Consider the following 13,982-nt stretch of genomic DNA (forward strand, 5'->3'; position numbering starts at 1 on the left):
GTTCTGCACGGGAGAGGTGGCCCGGAGCGGGCGCGATCCGCGGGTCCACACCCGGGTCAGGCCAACAGGGCGTCGATGGTCGACGCGATCTCCGTGGAGACGTGGACGGCCCGGTCGCCGCGCGGCGCAAGCAGTCCTTGCTCGTCGGCGCGGTACAGCTCCGCCAGGCTTTGGGCGATGTGCGGGCGGAAGCCCGCCTCCATCAACGCGCCCGGCCACGCCTCCTCCGGGACGGTGGCGACGTGCAGCTCGCGGCCCAGCGCCGCGCCGAGGAGCCCGGCGACCGTCCGCTCGGAGTACACCGGACCCAGCACGTCGACCACCTCGCTGCGGATGGGCGGGTGCAGCAGCGCGTCGGCGACCACCGCGCCGATGTCGCGCGTGGCCGCCATCGAGTGGGCGGTATCGGCGGAGGAGGCGAAGACCGGGTAGACGCCGGTCTCGCGGGCCACATCGATCACGTCGCCGACCTTCTCCTGGAAGTGCCCCGACCGCAGTGCGGTCACTGTGGTCCCGGTCTCCAGGAGCGCGCGCTCCATCCGGTGCAGCCCGCGGATGGGCCCCGTGCCCTCGGCGAGATCCGCGCCGCCGGAGGAGAGCATCACCACATGCGGCACGCGCTCGTCGGCGACCGCGCCGGCGACGGAGGCGATCAGCTCGTCGGCGTGCGCGTCCAGGTCGTCGGCATTCAGGTCGAAGGGGAGCAGGACGAACAGACCGGAGCATCCTCGCAGCGCTGCTCCCAGTGCCGCCCGGTCGGTGAGCGCGGCCACGGCGGCCTCGGCTCCGCGCGCGACCCATCGCTCCGCGTCCGCCTGTCGCCGCACCACGACGCGGACGTCGGCGTGCGCATCGGTCAGCTCCCGCGCCGCGGCCGACCCGACGCGTCCGGTTGCTCCTGCAATGACGTACATGGTGGATCCTCTCTGTAGGGGTGATGCTCCGAAGCTACGGATCTGCCCCCGGATGCTCCATGCCAGAAGTGCCGCGATTCTTGCTCGATCGTCCAGCCCCTCGAGGCCGTCGGGAGTAACCTCTTCCGCAATCACGTCGACCGGGGGTGAGCCCGATGGATCGAGCACGGCTCGCACGACTGCTCCACACCGTCCAGATGCGCAGCACGTTCTACTGCCATGCCGAACTGGCCGAGCCGTGGGCGCTGGAGATGCCCGCCATCGAAGACTCCGTCAGCTTCCATGTGGTGACGAACGGATCCTGCTGGCTGCGGCTCACCGGCTCCGCACCGCTCGAACTGCGCCGAGGCGACCTCGCGCTCGTGCCGCATGGGCGCGGTCACGACCTGGCGAGCTCTCCCGCAGCGGGCCCCGCCCTGCGTGTGGACCGGCTTCCGCAGGAGTACATCGGCGAGCAGTACTCGACCCTGCGGCACGGCGGCACCGGCGAGGCGTCGCAGCTGATCTGCGGCATCGTCTCCTTCGACGCCCCCGCCGCTCGAGAGCTCATGCGCGCGCTCCCCGCCGTCGTGACAGTGCGCGGCGATGAGCTTGAGGCCGGATCCTCCGTCCACGACACGCTGCGCACGATGGCGCGGGAGCTGTCGCATCCTCAGATCGGCGGCGAGACGGTGGCCACGCGCCTGGCGGACGTGCTGGTGCTCCAGGCCATCCGGGCATGGATCGCCGGCGAGGGCGGGTCGGCGACCGGGTGGATGCACGCGGTGCAGGACGAGCGGATCGGCCGGGCACTGGAGGCCATCCACGACGATCCGGGGCGACGGTGGAATCTGCAGCTGCTCGCGCACGCGGCCACCATGTCGCGCTCGGCCTTCAGCGCGCGCTTCACCGAACTCACCGGGGAGGCGCCGATCGCCTACCTGGCGCGGTGGCGGATGGCGCTGGCGCAGTCGCGCCTGGCGGAGGGCGACACGACCGTCGCCGCCCTCGCCGACGAGCTCGGATACCGCTCGGAGGCGGCGTTCCACCGGGCTTTCACCCGCATCGTCGGGCGAACCCCCGGCTCCATCCGGCGGCGAAGCCGGCTCCGCACCGAGATGGCAGCGCCGTCTTGACCCTCACGTAGCGTCATCCTCGAGCCTGGTCGTCGTGGACATGACGGCGAACCTGATGCGACCGGGCGATGGCGGCGCGATGGCGACCGACCCGGTCATCGGCGAGGTGAACCATCCCGTCGCGCGCCGTGTCCGCGACGTCCTCCACCGCTCGACGGCCCGACGCCGCACGTTCGTCATCGACGACGAGGAGAACATCATCCAGGCGCTGCGCAGCGGAGTGCGCCTGGACAGCGTCTACGGCACGGCCGACCAGCAGTCCCGGCAAGCGTCCCTTGCCGCAGCAGGGCTCCCGGATGTTCCGTTCCACGTGCTCGCCGACGGCGTCGTGTCGGCCCTGTTCGGTACGGAGAAGCGGTCGCGGATGTTCGCGCTGGCGCGGACGCCCCCATCCGCCGGACTCGCCGACATGATCGCCCGACCGGGCGACATCGTCGTGCTCGACGGAGTCCGCCTCATGGGCAACATCGGCGCGGTGATCCGCTCGGCCTGCGCGTTCGATGCCGCCGGGGTGGTGCTCCTGGACGGCGGAATCACGACCATCGTGGACCGACGGCTGGTGCGGGCCAGCCGCGGCATGGTGTTCGCGTTACCGGTGGTGCCGGCCGACGCCCGCGAGCTTCAGGGGTGCCTCGACCGGGCGGGCATCCCCCTCGCGAGCCTCAGCGCCCGCGCACCCGCTCCCCTCAGCGAGGCCGCGCTCGTCGATCGCCGCCTCGCCCTCCTGATCGGGAGCGAGAAGCACGGGGCGTCCGCCCACATGGAGGAGTGCGCGGCGCTTCACTTCCGCGTCCCGGTGAACCCCGCGGTGGAGTCCCTCAACGTCTCCGTCGCGGCTGCCATCGCGCTCTACGAGCGGCGGGCCCGGATGAGTGCGCCCCCGACGAGGAAGACGACGGCCGCGACCGGCTGAGCGGCGATCCATACCGGTCCGCTCAGGGGGAGCGGATAGACGGGGTTCCACACGACGGCGATCGCCACGAAGACCGGCACCCACCACCAGTGCCGGGCCTGCACGGCGAACCACGCCACGATCAGCGCCAGGATGGCGGTGGTGAGGAGCACGAAAAGCGTCCACCCGGCGCCGAACAGCAGTGGTGCCAGGAAGAGGACGATCGCCGCGAGCAACGACGGGACGAAGGCGTTGCGCTGGGCCGCTGCCGGCGAGGGTTGCGCCATACACCCAGCCTCCCACGGATGCGCCACCTCCGACGCCATGCGGCGGCAGGCCGAAAGACCCGGGCCGGCTCGCCTGTCATTGCCGGTCTGCGTCGCCGATGACTAGCGTCGGCCACACACCATCCCATCGAAGCGAGGACCCCATGGCCGACCTGATCGTGATTGCGTTCGACACCGAGCCGGACGCGGAAGCCGCGTACAACAGGATTCAGGAACTCCAGAACGACCTCGTCGTCGAACTCGCGGGCCTGGCGCTGGTGAAAGTGGACGGAGACGGCAAGACCCGGGTGGAGTATCCCGGCTCCGCGGCCCGGTTCGGGCTCGGCACCGCCAGCGGCGCCCTGTTCGGGACGCTCGTCGGGATTCTCTTCTTCGTCCCCGTCGTCGGCCTTGTGTTCGGCGGTCTCCTCGGCGCCCTCTTCGCCGCGATGGACAAGTCGGGCCTGGACGCGGAGTTCCGCCAGCGTGTGCAGAACACCGTGACCGCCGGCAAGTCGGCCGTCATCCTGTACGCGACCAAGCTGACGGCGGACAAGTTCGCCGCTGCGCTGGCGCCGTACCACGGGACCGTCGTGCAGACCTCGCTCTCCCACGACCAGGAGCGCGAACTCGTCCACGACCTCAGCGCCACCTCGGCATAGTCGTCGCACTGCCGGCCCGCGGGATCGGACCGGAACGTCGGGCCCGCCGCGACGCCGACGAGAAACGAAGAACCCCCGGGGAATCCCCCGGGGGTTCTGGCGGTAGCAGGAGCGGGGCTTGAACCCGCGACCTCACGATTATGAGTCGTGCGCTCTCACCAACTGAGCTACCCTGCCGCGACGCATCCGTCGGATGCTTCGAGCCCCGAGTCAGGATTGAACTGACGACCCCTTCCTTACCATGGAAGTGCTCTGCCACTGAGCTATCGGGGCGTACCCGGAGTGATCCGGGCAACTCAACGAGAATACCAGAGCCCTGGGCCTCGCCTCACGCAGGTCACCCGCCGGCGTGCTCGCGGAGCCACGGGAGCGGGTCGATCGCCGTCGTTCCGCCGGCGAGGAGCTCGAAGTGCGTGTGCGCACCGAAGGAGCGTCCGGTGTCGCCGGTGCGCCCGAGGAAGGTCCCCACGCTGACCTGCTGGCCGGGGGTGACCTGGAGCGAGCCGTACTGCATGTGCGCGTAGCGGCTGGAGATCATCTCACCGTCGATGACGTGGTCGATGACGACGGTCACGCCGAAAGCTCCGCCCGATTCGGTCGCGATGCGCACCGTGCCGTCGGCGATGGCCTGGATGGGCGCGCCGGCACCGGGTACGAAGTCCAGGCCCTCGTGCAGACGGCCCGAGCGCATACCGAAGCCGTAGGTCATGGGCACGCCGACCGCGAACGGCCACTGGATGGCCGAGTTGGGGTTGTTGACGAAGAAGCTGGAGAAGTTCGAGATGCCCGACTCGGCGGCGATCTCGGCGATCGTCGCGGTGCGGTAGTTCTCGTTGCGCACGACGCCCTGGTTCTGCACGTCGGCGGGGGCGACGTAGGCCTGGATGGCCTCCTCCTCGGCGTCCACGTCGCCCGGCGTGAGCACACTGAGGGCAGCGGTGCCGCCTTGGGCTGCCGCGACCGCCTCGACGGGCGTGGTCATTCCGACGGTGAGCAGGCCGACGACGCCGATGACGCCGATGGAGAAGGATGCAGCGGCCATCCGCTTGAATCCTGCACCGCGTCGGGCGGGTTCCCGCGCGGCAGCAGGTGCGAGATCGCCCTCGTCCCGCGCCGCAGCGGCGACCTGCACGGGCGTCTCCCCCGTGAAGGCGAACAGCCGGGCGGCCGCCTCGAACGCATCGAGTTCGGACTCGTCGAACAGGGGTGCGCCCTCGTCGGCCACAGGGCGGTCGTCCGCCTCGGACGAGGTGGAGTTCACCCGGCCGAAGGCGGTGTCCCCAGCCGGAGCGGCACGGCCTGCCCGGATCTGCGGCAGGTCGATCGGCGAGGTGGGGAGCGTGGCGGGTGCGGCGTCGATGGCGGCGGCGGTCTCGACGACGACGGGCACATCGGCGGGAAGGGCGGGGAGCGCGAGCGCTTCGGGCGCGAGGTCGGGCAGGTCTTCGACGGCGACCTCGGGTGCGACGTTCGCGGCCGCGAGCCGACCGCGCGCCTCGCGGCGCGTCAGCGGGGCCGCAGCAGGCGCCGGGAGGGCTTGAGCCTGTCGCCGCAGCTCGGCTCTGGTGACGGCGAGGTTTTCGTCCGCACGCACGTGGGACGTGTGGCCGGACCGCCGAGGGAGGGCGGGCGCAGCCAGGCGAGGGTCGGTCAAGACGAGGAGGCTTCCGGGTCGTGTCACGGGGGCGCGACGGTGTACAGCGATTCGGGTTGGGCCACCCCCGCCATTCGGGCGACGAAGGTAACGATCAGGTAAACACTACATCGCGAGGTCTGGGAATGCCATGTGCGCGCTCCCACCGCCGCGGGTCAGTCGTCCAGCAGCGCGGAGAGCCGCTCGAAGAGGCCGGGTGCGGCGGCGATCGTCATGCGCCGCCCGGGGCGGCCGCCGGGCGAGCCGGACACCACGCCACCCGCCTCGCGCACCAGGAGCGCGCCGGCCGCGTGGTCCCACGGCTGCAGCCCACGCTCGTAATACGCGTCCAACCGTCCGGCGGCAACGCTTGCCAGATCCAGGGATGCCGCGCCCCCGCGCCGCAGATCCCGCGCGATGGGCATCACCCGGCGGATCTGATCGAGAGTCCCCTCGTGCGTGGCCGGGTCGTAGCCGAATCCGGTGCCGATGAGGGCGCCCGCGGGGCCGGCATCGGCGTTGACCTGCAGCCGCCGGTCGCCCAGCCACGCGCCGCTGCCCCGGGCGGCGCGGAAGAGCTCGCCGGTCGGCGGGCAGTACACCACCCCCGCCAGCGCGGTCCAGCTCTCCGGGTCCGGGTCACCGGCGACCGCGGCGATGCTGACGGCATAGGCGGGCTGCCCGTAGGCGTAGTTGACGGTGCCGTCGATGGGATCGACCACCCACGTGATCTCCGCCTCGCGCTGCCCGGCACCCGACTCCTCGCCCAGGAACCCGTCGGCCGGCCGTGCGGCGCTCAGGCGTGCGCGGATCAGGTCTTCCACCTCGCGATCGGCGTCGGTCACGATGTCGGCGAGCGCCGACTTGGTGGCGGCGATCGTGACGCCCTCCGCGCGGCGCCGGTGCGCCAGGGCGCCGGCCTCCCGCGCGATCTCGGTGGCGATGTCGAGCAGGTCGTCGGCGGGGGTCATTCCCCCACGCTACTGGCGCGACTGCGGCCGCTCCGCGCATACCAGAATTCACCCTTCCGCTCCGCCCTTCTTTCTGTAAAGTGTGAGAGCTTTACTTTCGCTCGCCGCTCCGCTGCGACGGAGGGGCCCGGCGATGAGCCACGAGGCGAGCGCTCCCTTCGCGCGGCGCTCACCCGCGAGCATTTCGATGAGGAGCCGCCGATGTCACCGAACCCGCCGCGGGAGGACAACGCCCGCGCGGGCGCGAACCCCGCCTCGGAAGCGATCCTGGCGGAGCCGGTGGCGGATGCGGGCAGTGACGAGGTGCCCGGCTCCCCCCAGGGTCGCAGCTTCCTGTTCTTCTTCGTACTCGCCTGGTTCGGGCTGAGCCTGGCGACCGGGACGATCGGCGGGGCGGCGATCCCCAAGGTCTTCGCCTTCCTGGACGACGACACCAAAGGGCTGAATCTCTCGATCACGGCGGCCATCGGCGGAATCGTCGTCATGGTCATCACTCCGCTGTTCGGGCGGTTCAGCGATCGCACGATGTCGGCGCTGGGAAAGCGCCGGCCCTGGATCCTCGGCGGCGCGCTCGCGGGAACGGTCGGCGTGGTCGTGCTGGCCTTCTCCGGCTCGGTCTGGATGGTCGTGCTCGGATGGATCATCGTGCAGTGCGGGTTCGGCGCCGCCAACGCCGCCGTGCACGCACTGCTGGCCGATCAGATCCCCAAGCGCATCCGGGCGAGGGTCGCGGCGGTGGCCAGTGCCTCCGCGGGCCTCGCGCTCATCGTCGGCGCATCGCTCATCGCCGCGCTGCCCAACGGAGCGCAGTGGTCGTGGTTCATCGTTCCCGGAGCCCTCGGCGCGCTCTTCAGCGCGCTGCTGTTCTTCGGGCTGCGCGACATCGTCCGCACCGAGCGTCCGGCTCCCTGGAAGTGGTCGGACGTCGTGGCGACGTACTGGCTCGACCCGGTCCGCTACCGCGACTTCTTCTGGGCGTGGTCGTGCCGGCTTCTGGTGACGATGTCGATCGTCTCGGTGTCGACCTACCTCCTGTTCTTCATCATCGATCACCTCGGCGTACCGGCTGAGGAGGCATCCGGCGTGCAGGCGATCACCCTGATCATCTTCACCGTCGGCAACATCATCATGACGATCCTGTTCGGGTGGATCTCCGATCGCACCGGCCGGCGCAAGGCGATCGTGTGGGCATCGTGCGTGCTGTCGGCGGCCGGTCTGCTCGTTGCCATCGCCGCCCCCGACATCACGATGTTCATGGTCGGCATCCTCATCGTCGGCGCCGCGCAGGGCGCGTACGTGTCCGTCGACATCGCCCTCATGACCGAGGTGCTGCCCACGTTCGAGGAGGCCGGGAAAGACCTCGGCATCGTCGCGCTGTCCTACCAGCTGCCACAGCTGCTCGTTCCCGTCGTCGCCGTGCCGCTGCTGGCGATCGGCGGTGGAGAGAACTACACGGCGCTCTACGTCGCCGCGATCGTCTTCGCCGTTCTCGGGGGACTCTCGGTGCTGCCGATCAAGAGCGTGCGGTGACCGACACGGATCGTCCCCACGCGGCCGTGATCGCATCGATCGTGGCCCGCGGACTCCCGCGGCTCGCACCCGGCGGAGGGCCGCTGCCCGAACCCGCACCGGCCGACCCGTCTGCCCGGCCGGAGTGGGAAGCCGAGGTGGCCCTCCGACGCGCCCGCCATGACGCGGCCGCACTGGCGGCGAGCGCCTACTACGACGCCGTCCTGGAGGATTCGCTCGGCGCCGATCCCCTGGGCGCGGACGAGCGGCCCGTCCAGACCTCGTGGGCGAGTGCGCCGGTGCCCGGCGGCACCGTCGGCCTGCGCGTCTATCGCCCGGCCGGCGAGGGGCGACTGCCGGTGGTCGCCCTCGTGCACGGTGGCGCCTACTGGATGGGCGGGGGCGCGGCAGGGTGGCACCTGAACGACACCCTCAGCCGGGAGCTCGCCGGACGCCTGCCGGCCGTGGTCGTGGGCATCGACCATCGCCTGGCTCCGGAGCATCCCTACCCGATCCCCGCCGACGACGTGGCCGCGGCGATCTCGTGGATCGTCGGCCACGCCGCCGAGCTGGGAGCGGATGCGGCGCGCCTCGTGCTGTTCGGGATCAGCTCGGGAGGCAACCTCGCCGCCGCCGCAGCGCATCGCGCCCTCGACGGGGAGCTGCCGCCTCCGGTGGCGGTGGTGCTGCAGTGTCCGTCGGTGGACCTGAGCCTCGGGTCGGGCCGATTCCAGGCCGACGAGGAGAGCATCGCCGACGCACGACGGATCGTCGCGCTGTACACGGCAGGCGCCGATCCGGAGGAACCCGGCGTCTCCCCCGCCCGCCGATCCGATCTGAGCGGCTCCAGCCCCACGCTCGTCATCACCGGCGACTACGACCCACTCGCTCCGGACGCGCTGGCGTACGCGGATCGACTCGAGCAGGCCGGGGTCGCCGTCGCGCGGCACCGCTATCCGATGACCCACACCGTCGCGACGCCGGAGGTGTTCCGCCGCATGCACGACGAAACGCTCGCCTGGCTGGGAAGGGTGCTGGCATGAGCGGAGCGTCATCGTCGAGCGCGCCGCCGGCCCTCGTGGATGCTCCGCGCCTGAGGAGGGCGGCACGCTCGGAGTACCGGCGGCTCGAAGCGGCGACCGGGATGCCGCCGCGAACCCATACGGGCGTCCGCGTGCAGCGCGATCTCCGCGTACCCGCCACCGATGGCGCGGCGCTGCTCACCGACCACTGGTTCGCTGAGGACGCCGGGGAGGCGACGATCCTGATCCGCACGCCCTATGGCCGGCGCGGCATGGCAGCCGTCGCGACGTTCTTCGCCGAGCGCGGGCACCACGTCGTGATCCAGAGCGTCCGCGGGACGTTCGGTTCGGGCGGGTGGTTCTACCCGCTGCGGCACGAGGCAGCCGACGGCCAGGCGACGATGGCGTGGCTGCGGGCCCAGCCGTGGTCGACCGGGCCGGTCATCTCGTGGGGGTTCAGCTACGCGGGAACGACCCAGTGGGCACTGTGCGAGGGCCCCCACCGCCCCGATGCCCTCATCGTGGGGCTGTCGGCCCGGAGCATCGATCGCGCCATGATCTACGCCGGCGGCGGCTTCAGTATGGAGACGGCCGTGACATGGGCCTACGCCCTCGACATGCAGGAGCGACCGCTCATCGTGCGGCTGTGGAAGCTCCTGCGCGCAAAGAGCCGCATCTCCCGGGGCAGCCTCGCGGTGCCCCCCGAGACGGCCGTGCGCGTCGCGACGGGCGCGCGGGCGGGGTTCTTCCCCGACTGGCTCGCGCACAGCGGCCCCGACGACGCGTGGTGGCAGCCGATGCGCTTCGCGAGCGACGCGCGGGCCGTGCCGACGGTGACGGTGATCGCCGGCTGGCACGATCTCTTCCTCGCCGGCGGAGTCGGCGATTATCAGGCGCTGCACGCTGCCGGCCGTCCGGTGCGCCTCATCGTCGGCGACTGGACCCATGACGGACCGGATGCCGGCGTCCACGCCGTCCGCGAGGCCCTGCGCCGTCTGAGCGATCCGGTGGCGCTGGCGACCGAGTCGCCGGTGCGCGTCGAGGTGGGCGGTGACGGCGGATGGCGCGATCTTGCGGCCTGGCCCCCGCTGACCACCGGCGACCGGTGGCTGCTCGCGCCGGGTGACCGCCTCGACCCCGTCACGGCCACGCATGCCGGCAGCAGCGAGGACACCGTCGCTTACACGTATGATCCCGCCCACCCCACGCCCCAGGGCGGAGGGCGCTCCCTCAATCCGTTCACGTCCGGCCGGCGCGACCAGCGGGACCGGGAGAGGCGGGCGGATGTGCTCGTCTTCACCGGCACCCCGCTCCCCCACGACACCGTGATCGCGGGAGAGGCGACCGTCGACCTCACGTTCACCTCGACGAACCCCCGCGTCGACTTCTTCCTCAGGCTGTGCGACGTCGACGTGCAAGGACGCGCCCGCACGATCACCGACGTGTACCGGCGCATGGACGCCGTCGGTGCCGTCTCCGACCGACGAAGCGTGCGCCTCACGCTCTCCCCCACCGCATACCGCGTCGCCGCCGGCCACCGGCTGCGCCTCCAGGTGTCGTCGGGCGCGCATCCGCTGCATCTGCGCAACTCCGGCACCGCCGATCCGCTGCACGACTTCGGCCGGCTCGTCCCCAGCGCGCAGAGGATCGTCCTGGGCGGGGCACGTCCCTCGCAGCTGACCGTCCCCGTGGCCGAATGAGCCCCTCATGCCTCGCTCGCACCCGATCACCGAGCCCACAGACCGCACCCGAGGAGAACGCCGCATGATCGACTTCGACAGTCTGGAGCCCGGCATCCGAGCCTGGCTGGCCCGCATCGACGATCTGCAGGCGGGGTTGCCCCCGGCCGCCCCGGGGGATTTCCCCGCCCGGCGCGAACGCGATCGGCGGCTCTCCGACGCCCTGGCGGCAGAGTTCGCGGCTCCCGTCGACCCGCGGGCCGAGATCACCGACGTCGAGTTCCCGGGCGCCGACGGCCATGCGCCGCTCTCCGCCCGCCGCATCCGGCCCCGTCACACCAGCGGGCCGCTGCCCACCCAGCTCTTCCTGCACGGCGGCGGTTTCGTCGCCGGCACCGCCCGCGAGCTCCTCAACGACGCGGTGCTGTCGGAGCGGTCTGCCGCAGCCGGGGTGCAGATCATCGCGCTGGACTATCGCCTGGCCCCCGAGCATCCGTATCCGGCCGCCGTCGACGACGCTCTCTCCCTCCTGGCCGCGCTGTACGCGGCTGCCGACCACTGGGACGTCGACCCCTGGCGGCTCGGGATCGGCGGCACGTCGGCGGGCGGGCACATCGCGGCCGTCACGGCGTTGCGGATGCGCGACGCGCGCCGCGCGCGCCCGGCAGGCCCGTCGCTCGCGCACATGCTGCTGGAGGTGCCGGCGCTGGATCTGTCGGTGGACTGGCCGTCGATGCGCGCGTTCGCCCGGCCGGCGGAGCTTCAGGGCGCGCTCGCGCTCGCGGCGGCGTATCGCGGCATCGAGGATCCCGGGCCCTACCTCAACCCGGCCCGAGTCGCCGACCTGTCGGGCCTTCCGCGCACGCTCGTCATGACCGCCCAGTTCGACGCGCTGAGGGATGCGGCCGAAGCCTTCGTGCACCGGATCACCCATGCCGGCGTGGACGGGCGGCTCCGACGCGGCGCGGGGCAGCTGCACGGCACGCCCGGCCTCACAGCGGCCGTCGCCTCGTCGCGGGCATGGCAGGAGGCGGCGATCGAAGAGTTGCGGGCGGGACTGGCCGGGTTCGACGCCGCCCCCACCGCGGAAGAGGGGTCCTCTGCTGCCGCCGACGCGTCGCCGTTACGATGAAGTCCCCGCGGATCGAAAGGTCACGATGAGTCATGCCGACTGACATCGAACCGCCCGACGAGCGGCGCGCATCCGAGAACGTCACGATCTACGAGGTCGCCGCACGATCCGGTGTCAGCATCGCCACGGTGTCGCACGCGCTGAACCGTCCGGAGCGCGTCGCCCCCACCACGCGCCGGCGGATCCTCGAGACGGCGGAAGAACTGGGGTTCGTCCCGCGCGGCCGCGGCAAAGCCGTGCGGACGCTGCGCCGCATCGCCGTCGTGGCGCCTTTCACGGCGCATCCGACCTACCTGCAGCGGCTCCTGGGAGTGCTGGGCGAGGCCGAGGCCGACACCGATGTGATGGTGATCGACTTCGCCGCGACCGACCAACCGACGATCGACCGCGTCGTCGGACGGGGGCCTGTGGACGGCCTCATCATCATGGGCGCCGAACCGACGGCCCGCCTGGCGGCGGAACTGGATGGCAGCGGAGTACCCGTCGTCCTGCTCGATCGCCCTTCGCAGCAGTACACGAGCGTCACCGTCGACGACGCGCGGGGCGGCGCGCTGGTGGCCGACCACATGCTCGCCCAGGGGGTGCGGGAGGTGGCCTGGGTGAGTCCGGTACCGCGCTCCAGCGAATATGTCACCAACGGCGAGCTCCGCCTCCAGGGCTTCGCGCAGCGACTGCGCGAGGCCGGCGTCGACCGGAAGCTCGCCTTCGTCGTGTGCGACGACAGTTTCGAGGGCGGACGGGCCGCGGCCGCCGAACTCCTCGCGGCGAAGAACCGGCCCGACGGCGTCTTCGCCCTGCACGATGTCATCGCCGCGGGTGTGGTGTCAGGGCTCCGGGACGCCGGCGTTCGCGTACCCGAAGACGTCCGCGTCGCCGGCTACGACGATGTCGACGTCGCCGAGCTGTTCTCCTTGACGACGGTGCGTCAGCCTTTCAGCGAAAGCGGGATCGCGGCCGTCGAGGCGCTGCGCGCGCTCCGGGCCCATCCGCGCCGGCCGGTTGCGCACATCAGCCTGCTTCCCGAGCTGGTCGTCCGCGGCTCGACCGCGACGACCAGCCCGGAAGCGGCGGATCAGCGCGGCGCCGGCGGCGGGGGCGGGAACCCGTCGTAGCCGGGCTGCGGAGCACCCGGGTAGCCGGGTTGCTGCGGCGCACCAGGGTACCCCTGCTGCTGCTGCTGCTGCTGCTGCTCGGCAGGCGGGTACGCCTGCGGCTGTTCGGCCGGCGGGTACGCCTGCGCGGCGGACGGGACTGCCTCGGGGGCGCCGACCGAAGCGAGACCGGGCTGCTGCGGGTAGGTCGGGTAACCGGTGTAGTACGCGTTCCAGTCGGGAGAACCGTCGGGCATCATCGGCAGCGGCGTGACACCGTCGGCGAAGGTGGGCCACGGCAGAAGCGCCGGCTGCTCCGGCGCATACGCGGCGCCACCCTGCCCGGGGAGTGCGCCGTAGGCGGCAGGTTCGGGCCGCGGGGCCTTGGGTGCGAACAGTGCGTTCATGAGCGGGATCAGCGCCGTGCCGACGGCCGCGAGGATCGTGATGGCCACCACGATGCGCCAGTACAGGTCACGGAAGTCGATGAACTCGTGGAACGTCAGCGGCAGCACGAGCATGACGGCGAGAGCGGCGACGAGGGCGACGGTGATGCCCGCGAGCGTCTGCGTGAACGGCGTGACGTGGCGCGCGAGGGACTTGATGTAAAGACGCACGTGCAGCAGAGCGAGCTGGAGCACGAGGATCACGGCGAGGAAGGACACGAACCGCGTGAAGCCCTCGAAGCCGTATTCCTCTGTCGGCATCCAGATGAGGAACGCCCCGACCAGGAGCGCCACCACCCACGTGATCATGCTCGTCAGCGCGAACCACGCGGGCCGGCGCTCCGAGAGATGCACATCGAGGATCGCCACTGCGGCGAACGCGGCCAGCAGCAGGATCGTCAGGAACGCCCGACCGATGATGTCGCTCTCGGGCCCGATGAGCACCCAGACCACGCACACGATCGCTGCGGCGATGAGTGCACCGATGGCGACCCAGATCGCCATCCTGAGCAGACCGCGACTGCGGTCGCGGGAGGGCGGAACGGCCTGAGGCGGATGCTGCGGGGCGTCGGTCATGAGAATCCTCTCGTGGCAGGTTCGCTCCATCCTGGCATGCGCGCGCGCTGGCGCCCGGCTGCGTCGGACCGGCT

At 71.6% G+C, this 13,982-nt stretch carries 13 protein-coding genes and 2 tRNA genes; 8 read left to right on the top strand and 7 right to left on the bottom strand.

Annotated features, from left to right (window positions below; translation table 11 throughout):
- Positions 1 to 56 precede the first annotated feature (56 nt).
- Positions 57 to 914, bottom strand: a complete 858-nt coding sequence (locus tag F6J85_RS13885) for an NmrA family NAD(P)-binding protein (RefSeq protein ID WP_150925853.1) — start codon at positions 912 to 914, stop codon at positions 57 to 59.
- Positions 915 to 1,069: 155 nt separating this feature from the next.
- Here F6J85_RS13885 and F6J85_RS13890 point away from each other — a divergent pair, with 155 nt between their 5' ends.
- Together F6J85_RS13890 and F6J85_RS13895 are read left to right on the top strand one after the other, a co-directional pair.
- A complete protein-coding gene (locus F6J85_RS13890) occupies positions 1,070 to 2,029 on the top strand; it encodes an AraC family transcriptional regulator (RefSeq protein ID WP_150925855.1) in 960 nt (319 codons plus the stop codon).
- A 40-nt stretch (positions 2,030 to 2,069) separates the two neighbouring features.
- Positions 2,070 to 2,942 carry a TrmH family RNA methyltransferase gene (locus F6J85_RS13895; RefSeq protein WP_238707127.1) on the top strand — a complete coding sequence of 291 codons (873 nt, stop codon included), beginning with the start codon at positions 2,070 to 2,072 and terminating at the stop codon, positions 2,940 to 2,942.
- On the opposite strand, the gene F6J85_RS13900 is transcribed toward F6J85_RS13895, so the two are convergent.
- Positions 2,879 to 3,208, bottom strand: coding sequence for a DUF6804 family protein (locus tag F6J85_RS13900; protein WP_150925859.1), 330 nt, complete (start codon positions 3,206 to 3,208; stop codon positions 2,879 to 2,881). The genes F6J85_RS13895 and F6J85_RS13900 overlap by 64 nt on opposite strands.
- A gap of 143 nt (positions 3,209 to 3,351) precedes the next feature.
- Between F6J85_RS13900 and F6J85_RS13905 the strand changes: the two genes are divergently transcribed.
- Positions 3,352 to 3,849: a DUF1269 domain-containing protein gene (locus F6J85_RS13905; protein WP_150918854.1), complete on the top strand. Its 498-nt coding sequence runs from the start codon at positions 3,352 to 3,354 to the stop codon at positions 3,847 to 3,849.
- Between the two features lie 103 nt (positions 3,850 to 3,952).
- On the opposite strand, the gene F6J85_RS13910 is transcribed toward F6J85_RS13905, so the two are convergent.
- From F6J85_RS13910 to F6J85_RS13925, 4 genes are all read right to left on the bottom strand, one after another.
- Positions 3,953 to 4,026, bottom strand: a tRNA-Met gene (locus tag F6J85_RS13910).
- Positions 4,027 to 4,050: 24 nt separating this feature from the next.
- A tRNA-Thr gene (locus F6J85_RS13915) sits at positions 4,051 to 4,122 on the bottom strand.
- Between the two features lie 64 nt (positions 4,123 to 4,186).
- Entirely contained in the window at positions 4,187 to 5,443 is a 1,257-nt protein-coding gene (locus F6J85_RS13920; protein ID WP_238706965.1) for a M23 family metallopeptidase, read from the bottom strand.
- Between the two features lie 215 nt (positions 5,444 to 5,658).
- Positions 5,659 to 6,453, bottom strand: a complete 795-nt coding sequence (locus F6J85_RS13925) for an inositol monophosphatase family protein (RefSeq protein ID WP_150925863.1) — start codon at positions 6,451 to 6,453, stop codon at positions 5,659 to 5,661.
- Positions 6,454 to 6,654: 201 nt separating this feature from the next.
- On the opposite strand from F6J85_RS13925, the gene F6J85_RS13930 reads away from it, so the two are divergent.
- From F6J85_RS13930 to F6J85_RS13950, 5 genes are all read left to right on the top strand, one after another.
- Positions 6,655 to 7,983: an MFS transporter gene (locus tag F6J85_RS13930; protein ID WP_150925865.1), complete on the top strand. Its 1,329-nt coding sequence runs from the start codon at positions 6,655 to 6,657 to the stop codon at positions 7,981 to 7,983.
- Complete coding sequence (locus F6J85_RS13935) at positions 7,980 to 9,005, top strand: alpha/beta hydrolase (RefSeq protein WP_150925867.1); 1,026 nt, start codon at positions 7,980 to 7,982, stop codon at positions 9,003 to 9,005. Before F6J85_RS13930 ends, F6J85_RS13935 begins: the two co-directional genes overlap by 4 nt.
- Positions 9,002 to 10,684 (top strand): CocE/NonD family hydrolase, encoded by a 1,683-nt coding sequence (locus F6J85_RS13940; protein ID WP_150925869.1) that lies wholly within the window; start codon positions 9,002 to 9,004, stop codon positions 10,682 to 10,684. The genes F6J85_RS13935 and F6J85_RS13940 overlap by 4 nt, the downstream gene beginning before the upstream one ends.
- A 64-nt stretch (positions 10,685 to 10,748) precedes the next feature.
- Complete coding sequence (locus tag F6J85_RS13945) at positions 10,749 to 11,795, top strand: alpha/beta hydrolase fold domain-containing protein (protein WP_191906622.1); 1,047 nt, start codon at positions 10,749 to 10,751, stop codon at positions 11,793 to 11,795.
- Positions 11,796 to 11,827: 32 nt separating this feature from the next.
- Complete coding sequence (locus tag F6J85_RS13950; protein WP_150925873.1) at positions 11,828 to 12,907, top strand: LacI family DNA-binding transcriptional regulator; 1,080 nt, start codon at positions 11,828 to 11,830, stop codon at positions 12,905 to 12,907.
- Here the strand turns inward: F6J85_RS13950 and F6J85_RS13955 are convergent.
- Positions 12,868 to 13,908 (bottom strand): hypothetical protein, encoded by a 1,041-nt coding sequence (locus F6J85_RS13955; protein ID WP_150925875.1) that lies wholly within the window; start codon positions 13,906 to 13,908, stop codon positions 12,868 to 12,870. The genes F6J85_RS13950 and F6J85_RS13955 overlap by 40 nt on opposite strands.
- Positions 13,909 to 13,982 lie beyond the last annotated feature (74 nt).

Origin of the sequence: Microbacterium lushaniae, assembly GCF_008727775.1 — a bacterium.
Lineage (GTDB): Bacteria > Actinomycetota > Actinomycetes > Actinomycetales > Microbacteriaceae > Microbacterium > Microbacterium lushaniae.